This is a genomic window from Priestia sp. JV24 (assembly GCF_025910025.1).
Classification (GTDB): domain Bacteria; phylum Bacillota; class Bacilli; order Bacillales; family Bacillaceae_H; genus Priestia; species Priestia megaterium.
Map to the genome: position 1 here is coordinate 217,242 of NZ_JAPCIN010000016.1, position 13,804 is coordinate 231,045.

The window sequence follows — 13,804 nt, forward strand, 5'->3', positions numbered from 1 at the left end:
CTTTTATATTTTATTCAAGATCACGCTTTGACTCCTGCTCTTTGTCTCGATCCGTTTTCGCTTCAAATTCAGAGCGAGTCATTACGTCCTCTACATGCATATTTACTTCTACTACTTCTAAGCCCGTCATCTCGTGAACTGATTTTTTTACGTTATTAACGATTTCAGAGAAAATAGCTGGAACATTTTTTCCGTATTCGACAATTACTTTTAAATCAAGGGCAACTTGCTTTTCTCCTACTTCAGCGTTAATCCCTTTTGTGATATCTTCAGTGCCGCGGAAGCGATCTGTTAACCCGCTCATAAATCCGCCGCTCATTGATAAAATTCCTTTAATTTCATTAGCTGCAATTCCAGCAATTTTTTTAATGACTTGATCTTCAAATGTTAACGTATTTTGATGTGTATTTTCCTGAGATTTTACTGGTGTATTTGTTTCATTAACTGCCATAACTAACATCTCCCTTAAAGTGATTTTCTATCTTCCTTTAGTAAAGAATCCTACCCAAGCATTTATGTCTAAATGACCGTCTCGCCACTTCCCGATTACATAACCAATTCCCATAAAAGCTACAATTAGCAGCGTGGGACCAAAACCAATTGTTAATAACAAAATTGCCAACACTAAACCTGCCAGAATACCAAGTACTCGGCCACGGTACGGAATCAATTTATCAGGAGTACTCATTATGTCCCTCCTTCATCACACAACACGCTCTTTCTTTCGTGTTTGTATATCTGTTAAGTCAATACGGACCGAGTGAACGGGAAGCTCGAGTAAGGCCTCCACGGCGCGTTTTGTTTCAAGCTGCATTTCTTTTCCTAGTGTTGGTAGTCGATCTCGTCCAAACAACGAACAGTTGATATACAGACTAACTTTTTCTTTGCGAGAATGAATAGATGCCTGGACTTCAGGAGAGCGTATTCCCTGAAAGCTTCTAATTGCTCGTAAAGCTGTAGATTCGATTGTTGCTTTAGAAATTGTTATTTTGCCTTCACCAGTTACAATTGCTAAATTCTTTTTAGGCGGTCTGCTAAATATGCCTGTCAAAAGAACAATAATAAAAATAACTGCTAAAAATGCGCTTATTGATAAAATTGTGTAGTAAAACCACTCCTGATGCCGCCACTTTTCTAACCAGTTTGAAAGGTGAGGAACCCTATAAACCATCAGTGCTAACATACCGCAACAAATCAGTCCTGCAATTCCAATAATTGCGATTAAAAACAGATTAAAATTATTCAATTTTCCACCTCATCTCAACGTGAACTCCTACTGCTTTTTTGTTGTGTGTAAAGGGAAGGCAACGAGATATTCAATAGTTAGCCGCAATATTTTTTTGATAAACTTTCTAACTGTAAAACTGAATATAAAAAAACGACCAGGTTTCCCTAGTCATTTTTCGCGTCTCTATACGTTGTCTTGTGAGCTTTGATGAACTTATTACCGTTTATTAAACCGCCAATTAATAAAATAGCGGCCGTTAAATAAAACCAGACCATTAAAATAATAATACTTCCAAGCTGACCATAGATTTGCGAGTAGCTTCCAAACTGGACATAGTATCCAAATCCGGTAGATACAACTTGCCATCCTAGCGTGGAGAAAACAGCTCCTGGAAGTACATCTTTCCACGTTACTCTTGCGCTTGGCATCAGTTTGTAAAAAAGAATAAAAAAGCCTAATAAAAATAATGTCCCAATTCCCCATCTAATTGTCGTCCAGCTTTGAAACCATATGTCAGGAACTTGGACTTTTGTTAGGACCAGATGTCGAATGACCTCTTCAATAATTGGTACAAATAATGAAATAGCTACCACAACCATAAAACCAAAAGTTAAAATTAAATCATTGATTAAACCGCGCAAAAACGTTTGTTTTCTTTGAATATGATACGCGTCATTTAACGAGCGAACCAAAGATTGTATAGCCATAGATGCGAGCCAAAAAGTCGCCAATAAACTAAAAGATAAAACTTTTTTACCGCTATTGTTAACTGTTTCAATTGACCGTTCAATTACGTCATAGGCGCTTTTAGGAGTAAATGGTTCAATAAATATCAGCAAATTGTTTGTATCAATTGGAAAGAAACTCAGCAGAGAAAAAAGAAAGATAATAAACGGTACAAAAGATAACAAAAAATAGTAGGCTGTTTGAGCAGCCTGATCAAAGAAACGCTCCGTAAAAAAACGAGCGGCAACGGTCTTAGATGTTTGAATCATAACAGCGTTCTCCTTTACTTTCGCTTCACTTTGTAGTGAAATTCATATTCAATTTTTATGTTTAACATATATTGGATAAGTTTCGGCTTATAAAGCTTTCCTTTTCCATTATCCGCGGTTAATAAAGAATTTAACCTGTAAAATTATACAGCCGGTTCATAAAGAAGATAATTATTATAATTACATCTGCCATTACCACCATATCAATAGATCTTCTTTTTCTTTCATAAAACCATAAATTCTTTGAGGCTGATCTCCCTTTTTTCTTACTTCTTAAACTTTTTTACGCTATGTTAAAAAAGTAAAACATAAGAGCGCCGATCAGCATCAGCATAATCATTGAAACAAAAATAACCAAAGCGTGAGAAGATTGATACGTTTGGCTGTTAATTTTTTTGCGGGTTGAAAAATAATGATAGGTTGAGAAGAGAAGCAAACCTGCACTTGCAGCTAAAGAAAAGATAATAACAGCAATAATAAGAGTATCGGCTGCTTCACTTAATTTTTTTCCGGAATTGAAATGTAAGCCGCCTGCAACAAAGCCAATGCCGAGTGTGGCAATAGACGTTCGAATCCACGCTAAATACGTTCGTTCATTTGCTAAATGCTGCTGAATATAAATGGATTCATTTTCTTTTTTAGTCATTTACATACCACCGTCCTTTTATATGTCTTCTATTATAAATAAATGCTCAAACGAAAATAAATTGAGGACGCTTCACGCCACATTATACCCGAAAATAACGAATCATTACCATCTTCAAACGGTCAAAAGAGCTTCTTCATAAATCAAAAAAGCCAACGGGATAACCTCAGCTGGCTTTTTTGATTTATGAAACATTTTCCTTATCTTGATCATGCTGATATTCCTCGTCCCAATAATCAGCGTTTTGAATTCCTAATTTTCTTGGAGAAAAGATAGGGTCTATCCCTAGTTTTCTCTGCTGGCGATAATCTTTTAAAGTTATTAAAGCAGGTTTAGCTAAAATCAAAATTGCAATTAAATTGAGCCAAACCATTATTCCAACTCCGATGTCTGCTAATGCCCATGCAGTTTCAGCCGTTCGGATAGATCCGTATAAAGTAGTGGCTAAAAGAGCTGCCTTAAGGAACATGGATACTATTTTATTTTGTTTGCCTTTTATTACGTAAGCTAAGTTCGTTTCCGCAATATAATACTGTGACATAATCGTAGTAAAGGCGAAAAACAAGAGAGAAACAGCTACAAACCCTGATCCGAATCCAGGAAGCACCGTCTCAACTGCTTGCTGCGTATATTGAGGCCCGGCTTCAACTCCTTTTAAATGATCCACATTGAACGAACCATCTGGCGCTTGGGTGCTGTAAGAACCTGTAATTAAAATCATAAAGGCTGTAGCAGAGCATACAAGCAGCGTATCAATATAAACTGAAAAAGCTTGCACTAAACCCTTGCTTGGCAGGATGTGAGACTTCCGCTGCTCCTGCGGGGTGAGCTCCGGTACCTTGACCCTCTTCATTTGAATATACACCTCGCTTGACTCCCCACGTTATAGCCATGCCAATAATTCCGCCGAACGTAGAATCAAGTGCAAATGCACTTTTAAAGATTAAAGCAAGCACTCCTGGTAAAGCTTGAATGTTCAATCCGATAATCACTAACGAAACAAGGACATATCCCATGGCCATAAACGGAACAACATATTGTGCCACGGCAGCAATACGCTTAACGCCTCCAAAAATAATTAATCCTAAAATAACAACAAGTACAATTCCAGAGGTTAAAGGCGGAATTGAAAATGCATTATTTACCCCTGCTGTAATTGAATTTGCTTGCACTCCTGGTCCAAGTACACTCATAGCTAGCAGTGCGGCAAAAGCGAAAATCAGTGCGTACCACTTCTTCCCCATGCCTTTTTCAATATAATAAGCAGGCCCACCTCGGTATTCTCCTTTATCTTTTACTTTATAAATTTGAGCAAGTGTTGATTCAATAAATGCACTAGCTGAACCTATAAAAGCAATAAACTACATCTAAAAAACTGCTCTTGGACCACCGAATGCAATTGCTGTTGCAACTCCCGCAATATTTCCAACTCCTACGCGCCCTGATAAAGCAAGTGTTAACGATTGGAAAGACGAAACGCCCGATTCAGAACTTTTTCCATTAAACAATAAAGTAACCATATCTTTCAAATATCGAACTTGTACAAATCTAGTGAGAATAGTAAATAAAAGTTCCACTCCTATACATAGGTAAAGCATCGGCGTACTCCAAATCATTTCACTTATTGTACTAATCATCTGCTCCAATATGAATTCCCCCTTAAAACACTTTGCACATTATGAATAATGAGAACATAGTTTTAATATAGAGTTAAAAAACAGAAAATCCACTCTTTTTTTAAGGTTGTTTTACACATTATTTGATAAATAGACAACATTTGCGGATATAACGTATATTTTGGACAGATTATCTGACGCATTTTTCAGTGATGCGTAAGTTCTTTACATAATCCCCACTGTCACAGCATAAGGTAATAAGTGAACCAAGGGTCACTTTACGTTCTAAGCCGAGCTTACACACAGCACATCTTTCTGTTTTCATTTCACATTAATAGTTCACTAAGTGAATCATTTTATTTTTAAATATTTCTGATATATGGTATAATTTAAACTGACAAAAAGATGCTGCATGTATGCTAAAAGAGCAGGCCGTATGGTTTCGCTCTTTTGTTGTTTTCACGCCATGCGGCACAACGAAAGAAGGAAATAGAATGGAATTATGGAAACGAAACTTGTACATTTGCTGGTTCGGTTCTTTTTGCACCACAGCCGGGATGAGTTTAGTTATTCCGTTTTTACCGCTTTATATTGAAAAGCTGGGAGTTCACGATACAAGCTCCATCAGCAGATGGGCTGGTATTGCCTTTGGATCTACCTTTTTAATGGCGGCTATTGTTTCTCCTTTATGGGGGAGTTTGGCCGATAAATATGGGCGAAAGCTTATGCTCCTTCGCGCAAGCTTGGGTATGGCAGTTGTTATGACTTCCATTGGTTTTGTGCAAAATGTCTATCAGCTTGTCGGACTGCGCTTTTTAATGGGTGCCGTTTCCGGCTTCATCTCTGCAGCCATTACATTAGTAGCGACTCAAACACCTAAAGAGCACAGCGGTAAAGCATTAGGTACGTTGTCTACAGGGGCTGTATCAGGATCTTTATTAGGACCGCTAGTAGGCGGCTACTTAGGAGATACAATCGGGCTACGCCACGTCTTTTTCGTGACGGGTGCATTTATGTTTTTGTCTTTTTTAATTGTAAATTTAATTCAAGAAGACAAAAAAGAGACGGCGAAAACGACGAAAGAATCTAACATTGGGTTACTGTCTCTTAAAAATTCAAAGGCCGTGATTGGTGTATTTGTTACAACTTTTTTACTGCAGCTTGCGGTTATGGCTATTCAGCCAATCGTTACACTGTATGTAAAACAACTGTCTGCTCATACCGATCACCTTGCCCTTATTTCAGGTTTTGTCGTAGCGGCAACAGGAATTTCAAATATTTTAGCTGCATCAAAACTTGGCAAAGTCAGCGATCGCGTGGGTCCTCAAAATGTGCTTCAAATATGCCTGCTCATCGTAGCGGTTATTTGCGGCTTACAGGCCTTTGTGCATAGTACTTGGCAGCTATTCTTACTTCGTTTTTTACTCGGTTTTGCAATGGGAGGATTATTACCTTCTATTAATTCTTATTTAAAGAAAATTGTACCGGACTCTATTACAGGTAAAATGTTTGGCTATAATCAAACAGCGCAATATTTTGGGAATTTAGCCGGTCCAGTCATTGGCGGACAAATTGCCGGAGCTAAAGGAATTCCTTACGTATTCTTAACAACTAGTGTTCTTCTACTATTGAATGCTGGGTGGGTGTATTATCAACGCCATCACGGACAACAGCTAGACGGTAAAGCCGCATAAAAAAACCTTCCGTTTTAACGGAAGGTTTTTTTATTACCACAAGGGTTCTTCTTCGCTGCTTACTTCATAAGAAAGTGGCATCATAACAACCGCTGCTATGAAGAAAATAAGCTCCGCGACAACAATGGATGGAAAGGAAAAGTCAAATAGTGAGAGAATAAGCCAAATAATAAGGGGTGCAAATGAGTAGATTGATAATCGCTTTTGGGATTTTGCAGAGATATACTGTTGTTTGTCACAGTGTGGGCATTCTAAAACGTTTCTAAATGTTAACAGTTGTTTAAAGGTTGTCCTCCAGCTCCATTTATGATTACAATTTTGACAGGTGGCCATGGGCATCACGCTCCTAAAAAGAATTTATGTACATATAAAGTATACGTACAAGTTGACAAAGAGTTTCATTTTTATGATTAAAAACGTTTTTACTATTATAACATAAAACAAAATAAAAGGCTTTTTACAAGAAAAAGCCTTTTATTTCAACTTTTATTTAGATACAGCTTCATTCGTTTGAGAAGCTGTTTTTACTTTTATAACCATAATAACAAAAGCTAGCAATCCAAGAATCGCCGCTACGAGAAAAGGAGCTTGAGGCGCTACGGCATTGCCGATAACTCCTGATAATAAAGGAGCAAACGCTGCGCCTAACCATCTTAAGAAATTATATCCTCCAGATGTAATTCCTCGTTCATAAGGAGATACTTCCATTACATGACTCGTAAATAATGCATTATTAAGTCCTGATACAAGACCTGCTGCCATGATTAAAACAATGCGCAACCATGTTGCATCAAAGGCAAATAAACAAATTAAAATAAGTGAAAAAACAATTAAGCTAACATGCAACACTTGTTTTGGCTGATATCTTTTTTCTAACTGATGTGCTAAAACCGCTGAGCCATAAGCTAAACATAACCCCCATCCAAAGAAAACAAAGCCAATTTGAAGAGCTCCGATCGATAGAATAAGCGGCGTATAAGCTAACACTGTAAAAAATCCGTAGTAATAAAGCATGCCTGATACAGCGCCTTGAGTAAATGTTTTTAATTTATAAAGTTTAATCATGTCTTTAAAACCCGCTGCTTTACGAGGCTTAGTGCTTGCAGGCTGTTTAACAATCGTTAATACTAAAATAAAGGCGATAAAAATTAAAGCACTTGTACCGAAAAAAGGCAATCTCCAAGAAGCATTTCCTAACACGCCTCCTACAAGCGGTCCTCCGGCCATTCCCAAACCGATCGCAGCTTCATATAACCCTACTGCTTTTTTCACTTCACCTGATAATGCAATAAGCAGCGTCATAGCTGTTGCAAAGAAAAACGAATTACCAAGTCCCCATCCTGCTCGGAAAATAGAAAGCTGAGGAATATTGTTAGAAAACCCGCATAGTGCTGCAAAAATCGTCACAATGATAAGTCCTGTTACCATCAAACGCTTGTCTCCTACACGTGATGCTAAGATACCTGCTGGAATCATCATAATAGCCATCATTAACAAATAGGAAGTAAATAACATTTCTACTTGCCAATGAGAAGCTCCAATTTGCTTAGCAATCTCCGGTAAAATCGGATCTACTACCCCGATTCCCATAAATGCTAAAAAAGTAGCTACTACCGTAATAATTTGACCTAATCGGTTATTTGAATGCTGTCCTTCCACTCTTTCATCTCTCCTTTTGTTTTTTCATGTATTTCCATAGCAGATTCTCGCATTTCTTTTAATTCTGTTTTAAATGCCTGCATTTTAACCACTTTAAATTCAATCATCTTGATTTGATTTTCCAGTAAATTTTCTATTTTAATTATCTCTTTCGCTGATAATCCTTGCTGCTCACTTCTTTCTTCAATCATTCTTTTGAGCGACATAAACTGCTGCAGCTCCTGTAAAGAAAAACCGAGAACTTCTTTTGCTTCTGCTACTTTCCTTAGTTCTTTTACCTCTTCTTCGGAATAAATCCGTGCATTTCCTTTTGTGCGCTGCGGGGGCAAAATGAGTCCAATCTCTTCATAATACCGAAGAGCACGCTTGGTCAAACCGGTCATTTTCGTCACGTCATCGATTAAATACATGCTTTCCCCTTCATCCCCTTCAACATTAACGTTAACGTCAACTCTATATTACTATTATAGATTAACGTTAACGTTAATGTCAATAATAGCAAGACATTTTATGTAAATTTAAAAAATATGTGCACAAAAAACCTATTGATAAATCAATAGGTTACATCAATAGGTCATATAGCTGCTGTGCTGTTTCTCCTGTTACTTTACCGTATATCCCTCTTCTTTTAGAAGTAAGTTCCGCACTCTCGGCGGTGAATCGTACATTGTATACGACTCCTTCATAAGTAAGCTGTACATCTGGATCAAGAGCGGTGCTGTAATCAGCTTTTTTCCACTGAATTTGTTTCATAATTGATTCTACAGCTAAAGCATCTTCTGAACTTAACATTTTATCTCCTGCTTTTATAGGCTTGCCCTCCCTTTTTTTATTAAATTTTAGTTCAGAATGAGAAAATGAAAATTCAAGTTGGTTTTTATCATGCGCTATGAAATCTTGGGGTAGTTCTACATAGCAGACAACTTCTCCTTCGTGTACAAACACAAGCATTTGATTAGCAGCAGATATTTTTTTCATCATCTCTTCACTGATCGGTGCGTTTACAAGTTTTTCTACGTCGGCTTTCTTGCTTTTGTTTGTTAACAAATATCCTTTTTCCCATTTAAAATCACTTAACTTCGATACATCCACTGAGCTTACACCTTTTTTTTCAAATGATTGCTGAATATTCTCCCCCATTTCTTTGTCGTTGGTGACTTGGGCATTAGAACTGCACCCTACTAAACAACAAAAAATAAGGCCTATTGCTATAAGAGCCTTCACTTTTGCCTTCCTCCTCTCTACCATTCTTTTAGACAATTCCAACTTTGTACCATTTTAACATATAATTCCTATTTTTCGTGAAAACAAAGAAAGAATGCGCTTACATAATTTCACGCATATAAATGTGATTTATTTATAAGTTTTTTCTGAATATTTTAAGAAAATTTTAATATTTTATTTAGTTCGTTTTTAAACTTTATCTTTAGACTAAAAAATAAGTTAAAAATAAATAACGCAGGAGGAAAACAATGACTTGTCTATCTGAAGTTTTAAAGTTTAATGAAAAATTTGTAACAAATAATCAATTTGAGGCTTTTCAAACATCCAAATTTCCTAACAAAAAAATAGTCATCTTAACTTGTATGGATACACGTTTGTTAGAATTACTTCCTAAAGCCATGGGACTAAAAAATGGAGATGCAAAAATAGTGAAAAATGCCGGAGCTGTTATCTCCCATCCCTTTGGCAGCGTCATGAGAAGTATATTAGTTGCCGTCTACGCTTTGCAAGCTGATGAAGTATGTGTCATCGGTCATCATGAATGTGGAATGACAGGCATGAAAGCTGAAGCTATTTTAGCCTCTGCTGAACAAAGAGGGATTAGCACGGAACAAATTCGCAATCTAAAATATGCCGGTATTGATTTAGAATCATGGCTGACTGGGTTTGAATGTGTAGAAGATAGTGTCGAAAACAGTGTGGATATGATTCGAAATCACCCTTTATTACCAAAAGACGTTCTTGTTTCTGGAATGGTCATTCATCCTTCAACAGGAAAACTTGACGTCGTTGTAAACGGCTATTCCCAAGACCGAGCTGAAACCGTAAGCTCATGAAGGAGGATTTTATCGAATGCTAAAAGATAACCGATTTCAAGGCTATTCAGCAGGGCATTTACAAAAAGACATTATCGCCGGTTTGGTTGTTGGGGTCGTTGCTATTCCTTTAGCAATGGCCTTTGCTATCGCTTCTGGTGTAAGACCTGAATACGGGATTTATACCACCATTATCGCAGGGATTATGGTTTCAATATTAGGCGGATCGAAATTTCAAATTGCAGGTCCAACGGGTGCATTTGTTCCGGTGCTGCTTGGAGTTGTCATGCAGTATGGTTATGAGAACCTCATTATTGCCGGCTTTATGGCTGGAATTATGATTACGCTTCTCGGAGTATTTAAGCTAGGGAAATTTATAAAGTTTATTCCGCGCCCTGTGACGATTGGATTTACAGCAGGAATTGCGATTATTATTTTCTCAGGTCAGATCGCTAACTTTTTAGGATTAAAAGGAATTGCAAAGCATGAGGAATTTCATTTAAATATGATTGAAATCCTACGAAAAATTGCAACGATTAACATTTACAGCGTCATCATAGCCGCTATTTGTTTAGCTATCGTGATTGCAACGCCAAAGTTTTTACCTAAAATTCCGGGTGCCCTTCTAGGTCTTCTTGTCTCCACACTTGTAGCCATTACACTGTTCCCAGGAAAAGTGGCAACGATTGGCTCTACTTACGGTGCCATTCCGAGTAAACTACCATCTTTTAGCTTCCCAGATTTAACATGGGATAACATCGTGATGCTATTTCCGGCTGCCTGCGTAATTGCAATGCTTGGCGGTATTGAATCTTTACTATCAGCTGTTGTTGCTGATAATATGGCCAAAACCAAGCATAATAGCAATAAAGAGCTTGTGGGCCAAGGAATTGCTAATATTGCTACCTCTCTATTTGGCGGAATTCCAGCAACTGGTGCCATTGCCAGAACAGCTACCAATATCAAAAACGGCGCAGCTTCTCCGTTATCAGGAGTCATACACGGCTTAGTTGTTTTATTGGTCCTTGTGATGCTAGCTCCTTATGCATCAAACATTCCGCTGGCAAGTATGGCACCTATTTTAATGTTTGTGGCTTGGAATATGAGTGAGCGTAAAGAATTTGCGCATATTTTAAAAACCAAGTCAGCTGATTCATTTGTACTGGTAGCTACGTTTTTATTAACAGTTTCAATCGATTTAACAACAGGTGTAGGCATGGGTCTACTTTTAGCTATTGTTATGTTTGTGAAACGAATGAGCGGATCACTGAAGATTTCAAAGGTTTTAGCGGAAACATCTGAAAACGCTCACAAATCTGATTTGATGGAATATACCATGCAAGGATCTCTTTTCTTTGGATCAGCTGAAGTATTAGAAGATTCCTTTGATAAGATCGCTGAAGCGAAACCGAAAGTTTTATTGCTTCGAATGAGCCAAGTCTCCTTTATTGATACATCTGGAGAAGCTTTACTATCGAAGGTGGTCGAACGTTTGAAAGATTCGCATAGCCAAGTCGTTATTTCTGGCTTACAGCACCAGCCGAAAGAAATGTTAAAGTCAACCGGTCTATATGATAAAATCGGTGAAAAAAATATATTTTCCTCAGAACCTCCCGTGAGTAAGATTAAAGCTCGTCATAGAATCGTTACTACGTAATAAAAAAGAGATCCGAACGATTAATCGTTCGGATCTCTTTTTTTTAAATATTAAACCGGTACCCTGCTCCCCAAACCGTTTCTAGGTACTGAGGATCTGCTGGATTTTCTTCTAACTTTTCTCTTAGTTTTCGAATGTGAACTGTTACGGTTGAAATATCTCCTGAAGAATCAAATCCCCAAATTTTTTCAAATAGATGTTCTTTACTTAATACTTGATTTGGATGAGAAACGATAAACTTCAGCAAATCGAATTCCTTCGCTGTAAAAAACACTTCTTTGTCATTCACAAATACTCTTCTAGCGAGCGTGTCAATCGCTAAGCCATGAATGCGAATCATACGCTTTTCCTGCTTATCAGAGAGTCTTTCATATCTCGCTAAATGCGCTTTGACTCTTGCGACCAGCTCCCCAGGGCTGAATGGCTTGGTAATATAGTCATCTGCACCTAGCCCGAGCCCTCTAATTTTATCAATTTCTTCTTTTTTAGCTGAAACTAAAATGATTGGAATATCTTTTGCAGCTCGAATTTGCTTGCACACTTCAAATCCGTTCACTTTAGGGAGCATAATATCCAAAATAACCAGATCAAAATGTTCATTTAACGCTTTTTCTAATCCCTTATCCCCGCTATATTGAACGTCTATTTCAAAATCGTTAATTTCTAAATAATCTCTTTGCAATTCAGCAATACTTACTTCATCTTCAATTAATAATATCTTCTTCATGTGTATCACCATTTTCATTCATTTTTTGCAAAGAAAAGAAAATACTTGTTCCTTCGCCAAGCTTACTTAGTGCCCAGATGTCTCCCCCGTGGCGTTCAACAATTTGTTTTGCAATGGCTAGTCCAAGTCCACTTCCTCCAGTATTGCTGTTGCGGGACTGTTCTGCTCGATAAAACCGGTCAAAAATATGCGCTAATGCTTCAGGTGAAATTCCAGAGCCGTTGTCTTTTACTTCAATAATGAGTTCACTTTCGGTAGCAGAAAGAACGATATCGATTCTTCTTTTTTCTTTATCCATAAATTTAATGCTGTTGGTTGTTAAATTTATTAAAACTCTCCGTAGCTGCTCAGCATCTGCCTTTGCATACAGTGTCGTTAGAGAATCATTAGAAAATAAAACATCAATATCATGTTCACTCATTTCAAACTGAAGCTCTTGCACATAACTTTCCATAAATGCTGAAATATTAAGTTTTTTAAACACAAATGGAATTTCGTGCAAATCCAATTTAGAAAATAAAAACAGCTCATCGATTAACGCATTCATGTCTTTTGCTTTTGTTGAAATCGTTAACAAATATTTAGAAAGCTTATCTGGCGTATTAGCTACTCCATCTTGAATTCCTTCTACATATCCTACAATGGAAGTAATAGGAGTTCGTAAATCGTGTGAAATACTTGAAAGCAGCTGCTTTCGATTATCTTCATATTGAATTTGCAGTTCAACAGAAGATTTTAGTTTTTGCCTCATTTCTTCAAAAGCTTGCGTTAATTCGCCTATTTCATCCTTTGAATTAGCAGAGATCTCAAAGTGAAGATCACCTTGTTTTATTTTTTCAGCCGCTTCTTTTAATTCACGAATGGGTTTAATAATGCTTCTTGAAACAAGATAGTTTAAAAATCCAATAATCACAATGACTAAAATTAATAGTAGAAAGATTAAAAAAGGGAAAATTCGATTAATAATGCCTACATAAGGGCTGATTTTTCGCAAAACGTAAATGCTTCCTTTTTCTTGATTCGAGAAATGAAAATCAAGGTTGATATATGTAAAGTACTGCTTGCCTATGCGCAGCATGTCCTGCTGATACGAATGATTTCCTTTACTTTTTTGATGTTTTGGCAAGTATTTACGAAGGTTTTCTCCTTTAATGGATTCTGAAGCATATACAACCTCTTTGTTTTTTTGAATCACAATATCAATATTTTCAAATTCATATTTTTTAACCGTCTCCGGCCGCAGCAGCTGCTCCGGTTTTTCTTCACTCAATAACTTTAAATCCAAGAATGCATTTTCTTCTTCTGGCGTTAACAATTTGTACTCATAGGAGTGACTGTACAGTTTTCTTACAAAATCGGCGTCTCCAGTAATGGAGAAGAAAATGAGAAAGCCCGATAAAAAAAGCAAAATAATAAAGACAAACACAATACTGATATACGTTAAAATAAAACGCAGCTGAATTGACATTACTTACCCTATGCCCCTTTGGCTTTAACAAAACTATTTGATAGACTAGTAAAGGTGAATAACAAATAGATCGTT

The 13,804-nt window shown here is 37.1% G+C and carries 14 protein-coding genes and 1 pseudogene; 3 read left to right on the top strand and 12 right to left on the bottom strand.

Going from position 1 to position 13,804, the window contains the following annotated elements; genetic code table 11:
• Window positions 1–10 precede the first annotated feature (10 nt).
• The 6 genes and pseudogenes from OK414_RS13585 to OK414_RS13610 all read right to left on the bottom strand — a co-directional run bounded on the left by OK414_RS13585 (window position 11) and on the right by OK414_RS13610 (window position 4,506).
• Window positions 11–451 (bottom strand): Asp23/Gls24 family envelope stress response protein, encoded by a 441-nt coding sequence (locus OK414_RS13585; protein WP_171777163.1) that lies wholly within the window; start codon window positions 449–451, stop codon window positions 11–13.
• A 27-nt stretch (window positions 452–478) separates the two neighbouring features.
• Complete coding sequence (locus OK414_RS13590; protein WP_016764344.1) at window positions 479–688, bottom strand: DUF2273 domain-containing protein; 210 nt, start codon at window positions 686–688, stop codon at window positions 479–481.
• 15 nt (window positions 689–703) lie between these two features.
• On the bottom strand, window positions 704–1,246 hold the full coding sequence (gene amaP / locus OK414_RS13595; protein WP_263045847.1) for an alkaline shock response membrane anchor protein AmaP: 543 nt from the start codon (window positions 1,244–1,246) through the stop codon (window positions 704–706).
• 146 nt (window positions 1,247–1,392) lie between these two features.
• Window positions 1,393–2,223 carry a YihY/virulence factor BrkB family protein gene (locus OK414_RS13600; RefSeq protein ID WP_034651593.1) on the bottom strand — a complete coding sequence of 277 codons (831 nt, stop codon included), beginning with the start codon at window positions 2,221–2,223 and terminating at the stop codon, window positions 1,393–1,395.
• Between the two features lie 283 nt (window positions 2,224–2,506).
• Window positions 2,507–2,869 (bottom strand): YidH family protein, encoded by a 363-nt coding sequence (locus OK414_RS13605; RefSeq protein WP_016764347.1) that lies wholly within the window; start codon window positions 2,867–2,869, stop codon window positions 2,507–2,509.
• A gap of 184 nt (window positions 2,870–3,053) precedes the next feature.
• Window positions 3,054–4,506: pseudogene (locus OK414_RS13610) on the bottom strand (alanine/glycine:cation symporter family protein).
• Window positions 4,507–4,979: 473 nt separating this feature from the next.
• Between OK414_RS13610 and OK414_RS13615 the strand changes: the two are divergent.
• Entirely contained in the window at window positions 4,980–6,179 is a 1,200-nt protein-coding gene (locus OK414_RS13615; protein ID WP_034655131.1) for a multidrug efflux MFS transporter, read from the top strand.
• 33 nt (window positions 6,180–6,212) lie between these two features.
• On the opposite strand, the gene OK414_RS13620 is transcribed toward OK414_RS13615, so the two are convergent.
• From OK414_RS13620 to OK414_RS13635, 4 genes are all read right to left on the bottom strand, one after another.
• Window positions 6,213–6,512 (bottom strand): TIGR04104 family putative zinc finger protein, encoded by a 300-nt coding sequence (locus OK414_RS13620; RefSeq protein ID WP_263045848.1) that lies wholly within the window; start codon window positions 6,510–6,512, stop codon window positions 6,213–6,215.
• 153 nt (window positions 6,513–6,665) lie between these two features.
• Window positions 6,666–7,838, bottom strand: coding sequence for an MFS transporter (locus tag OK414_RS13625; RefSeq protein WP_034651588.1), 1,173 nt, complete (start codon window positions 7,836–7,838; stop codon window positions 6,666–6,668).
• Window positions 7,808–8,248: a MerR family transcriptional regulator gene (locus OK414_RS13630; protein WP_263045849.1), complete on the bottom strand. Its 441-nt coding sequence runs from the start codon at window positions 8,246–8,248 to the stop codon at window positions 7,808–7,810. Before OK414_RS13630 ends, OK414_RS13625 begins: the two co-directional genes overlap by 31 nt.
• 151 nt (window positions 8,249–8,399) lie before the next feature.
• Window positions 8,400–9,062 (bottom strand): hypothetical protein, encoded by a 663-nt coding sequence (locus OK414_RS13635; RefSeq protein WP_263045850.1) that lies wholly within the window; start codon window positions 9,060–9,062, stop codon window positions 8,400–8,402.
• Between the two features lie 248 nt (window positions 9,063–9,310).
• On the opposite strand from OK414_RS13635, the gene OK414_RS13640 reads away from it, so the two are divergent.
• Both OK414_RS13640 and OK414_RS13645 read left to right on the top strand, forming a co-directional pair.
• Window positions 9,311–9,898 carry a beta-class carbonic anhydrase gene (locus OK414_RS13640; protein WP_013057294.1) on the top strand — a complete coding sequence of 196 codons (588 nt, stop codon included), beginning with the start codon at window positions 9,311–9,313 and terminating at the stop codon, window positions 9,896–9,898.
• Between the two features lie 16 nt (window positions 9,899–9,914).
• Window positions 9,915–11,534, top strand: coding sequence for a SulP family inorganic anion transporter (locus OK414_RS13645; protein ID WP_263045851.1), 1,620 nt, complete (start codon window positions 9,915–9,917; stop codon window positions 11,532–11,534).
• A 43-nt stretch (window positions 11,535–11,577) separates the two neighbouring features.
• On the opposite strand, the gene OK414_RS13650 is transcribed toward OK414_RS13645, so the two are convergent.
• Window positions 11,578–12,261 (bottom strand): response regulator transcription factor, encoded by a 684-nt coding sequence (locus tag OK414_RS13650; protein ID WP_034651576.1) that lies wholly within the window; start codon window positions 12,259–12,261, stop codon window positions 11,578–11,580.
• Entirely contained in the window at window positions 12,239–13,729 is a 1,491-nt protein-coding gene (locus OK414_RS13655) for a sensor histidine kinase (RefSeq protein WP_047933584.1), read from the bottom strand. The genes OK414_RS13650 and OK414_RS13655 overlap by 23 nt, the downstream gene beginning before the upstream one ends.
• Between the last annotated feature and the right edge of the window lie 75 nt (window positions 13,730–13,804).